Source organism: Actinoallomurus acaciae, assembly GCF_042429965.1.
In the GTDB taxonomy this organism is placed as follows: Bacteria; Actinomycetota; Actinomycetes; order Streptosporangiales; family Streptosporangiaceae; genus Actinoallomurus; species Actinoallomurus acaciae.
Genome location: NZ_JBHLZP010000779.1, coordinates 1 through 2869, shown reverse-complemented (window position 1 = coordinate 2869; position 2869 = coordinate 1). Strand labels below are relative to the sequence as shown.

Here is a 2869-nt window from a genome sequence, read left to right as displayed (position 1 = left end):
GGGCGTCCCCGGGGGCGATGGCGCGCACCGGCGGCGCGCGGTCGTGGCGGCGACGGCCGGCGAGGCCGTACGGCGGCTGCGGAAACGGGATCCGCGCCGCGTGTTCACCGGCCGGCCGGATCCCCGGCGACCTCTCGTGTTCCTGTTCTCCGGGGTCGGGGACCACTATCCGGGCCTGGCCGCCGGGCTGTACGAGCGCCTGCCGGTGTTCCGGCGTGAGCTCGACCGCTGTTTCCGGCTGCTCGAACCCGAGCTCGGCATGGACCTGCACGACGTCCTCTACCCGGAGGGGGACGACGGCGCGGGCGGCCGTCCGGGCCTGGCCGCGCTCTTCGACCGGCACGGCTCCGGCGCGGAGATCCACCGCACCCTCATCGCCCAGCCGCTGGTCTTCTCGGTGCAGTACGCGCTGGCCCGGGCGCTGCGCACGCTCGGCGTCGAGCCGTCCGCCATGCTCGGCTACAGCGTCGGCGAGTACGTCGCGGCCTGTGTCGCCGGGGTGATCTCGCTGGAGCACGCGCTGCGCCTGGTCGCCCACCGCGCCCGCCTGGTGGACGGCCTGCCCGGGGGATCGATGCTCGCCGTCATGTCCGACCCGGCGCCGCTGCGGCCCCTTCTCGACGACTCCGTGGTGGTCGCCGCGCTGAACGGGCCGGGGCTGACCGTGCTGTCCGGGCCGGTCGAGGCGGTCGAGCGGACCGGACGGCGGCTGGCCGACGAGGGGATCGGCTGCCGCCGGCTCGCGACCTCGCACGCCTTCCACTCGCCGATGATGGAGCCGCTGGCCGAGCCACTGCGCGCGCTGGCCGCCGGGTTCCCGCTCCGGCCGCCCGCCGTGCCGTTCGTGTCGAACGTGACGGGCACCTGGATCACCGCGGGCGAGGCGGCCGACCCCGCGTACTGGGCCCGCCACCTGCGGCAGACGATCAGGTTCGCGGACGGCCTGAAGGCGGTGTGGGGGCTGGCCGATCCGATCTTCGTCGAGCTCGGCCCGGGGCAGGCACTGGCCAGGCTGGCACTGGCCGTCGCCGCCCGGCGGCCCGAGGAGGCGACGGTCGCGCAGACCCTGCCGGGCCCGTTCGAGAGCCGTCCCGGCTGGGAACTCCTGCTCGCCATGGCCGGGCGGCTCTGGACGGCCGGCGTGGAGATCGGCTGGCGGGCGCTGCGACCGGGTTGAGTCCCGGACCCGGCCTCATCCCGGATCAGACCCCGGCCAGCGCGGACACCGTGGCCAGCGGGTCGGCGGCCACCGCGCGCAGCAGGCGCTGGTAGCGGTCGGCGGCCCGCGCGATCGTCTCGGCGTCGAACAGGTCGCCGTCGTACTCCCAGATGAGCTCGATCGCGCCGGAGGGGTCCCGGTCGTCCTCGCCGGCCTGCCCGACCGACTGCTCCACCCGCGGGATCGCGATGACGTTGAGGTCGAACTTCGCGGTGCGGTTGGCGATGGCCGGTGTCACCTCGACCTGGAGACCGGGCATCGTGAGGGTGCGCATCGGCGCGTCGTGGAAGGCGAACATCACCTGGCACAGCGGCTGCCGTCCCGGCACCCGGGCGGGACGCATGGCGGCGACCACGCGGTCGAACGGCACGTCCTGGTTGGCCTGGGCGCCGAGGACGACCGAACGCGCGCGTCCGAGCAGCTCCCGGAAGGCCGGATCACCGCGCAGGTCGGCCCGCAGCGCCACGGTGTTGACCAGCATGCCGAAGAGCCGCTCGGTCTGCCGCCGGCGCCGGCCCGCGATCCCGGAGCCGACGCAGAAGTCGTCCTGCCCCGACCAGTGGCACAGCAGCACTGCGAACGCGGCGAACATCGCCGTGAACAGCGTGACCCGCTCGCGCCGGGCAAGGTCGCGCATCCGGTCGGCGAGCTCGGCGGGGACCTCGAACCGCGGCGCGTCGCCGGTGAACCGCCGCGTGGCCGTGCGCGGCCGGTCGGTGGGCAGGCCGAGGAACTCCGGGACGCCGTCCAGTTCCTTACGCCAGTGGGCGAGCTGCCGGTCCGCCGCCGGTCCGTCCATCCAGGACCGTTGCCAGACGGCGAAGTCGGCGAACTGCACCTCGGGCTCGGGCAGCGGTGCCGGCCCGCCGGTGACGTCGGCGCGGTACAGGGCGCACAGCTCGCCGACGAAGTTGTTGAACGCCCAGCCGTCGTGCACCAGGTGATGTTCGACGTGGAGGAGGACGTGCCGGTCGTCCGCGAGCCGCAGCAGCCGCCAGCGCACCAGCGGCAGCCGGTCGACCGGGATCACCGTGGCCACCGCGTCGCGGATGACGTCGCGGGCGGCGGCGCCGGGATCGGGCGTGCCGCGCAGGTCGTCGACGGCCGGCTCGACCGTGAAGGGCGGGTGGACCACCTGCCGTGGGCCGTCGGGGCCGGCGCCGAACGTCGTGCGGTAGATCTCGTGCCGACGGACGATCTCTGTCAGCGCGCGTGCGAGGGCGCCGGGGTCGAGCGACCCGGACAGCTCGATCGTCGCCTGGAACTGGTAGGCGCGGATGCCGGGGTGGAGCTGCTGCAGGAACCACAGCCGCTCCTGCGCGTACGACAGGGACAGCGGCCCGCCGCGCGCGACCGGGCGGATGTCCGGCACCGCCTCTCCCGCCGGCGGCGCCCCGGCCACCTCCTCGGCGAGCCGCCGCAGGGCGGCCACGGTGAACACCGTCTCCAGGGGCAGCTCGACGCCGAACTCCGTCCGTACCCGGGCCACGAGACGGCCCGCCAGCAGCGAGTGACCGCCGAGGGCGAAGAAGTCGTCGTCGGCGCCGGGCCGGTCCTGGCCGAGCAGCTCCGCCCAGATCGCGGCGAGCCGCTCCTCGACCTCGCCCTCCGGGGCGGTCCAGGAGCGGCGCGGCCGGTCCCGGTCCGCCG

The 2869-nt window shown here is 75.3% G+C and carries 2 protein-coding genes; one reads left to right on the top strand and one right to left on the bottom strand.

Going from position 1 to position 2869, the window contains the following annotated elements:
• The coding region (locus tag ACFFNX_RS46820; protein ID WP_378212843.1) for an acyltransferase domain-containing protein at window positions 1-1177 on the top strand (1177 nt) is incomplete at its 5' end.
• A gap of 25 nt (window positions 1178-1202) precedes the next feature.
• Here the strand turns inward: ACFFNX_RS46820 and ACFFNX_RS46815 are convergent.
• Window positions 1203-2869: condensation domain-containing protein (locus tag ACFFNX_RS46815; RefSeq protein ID WP_378212842.1), on the bottom strand; the 1667-nt coding region annotated here is incomplete at its 5' end.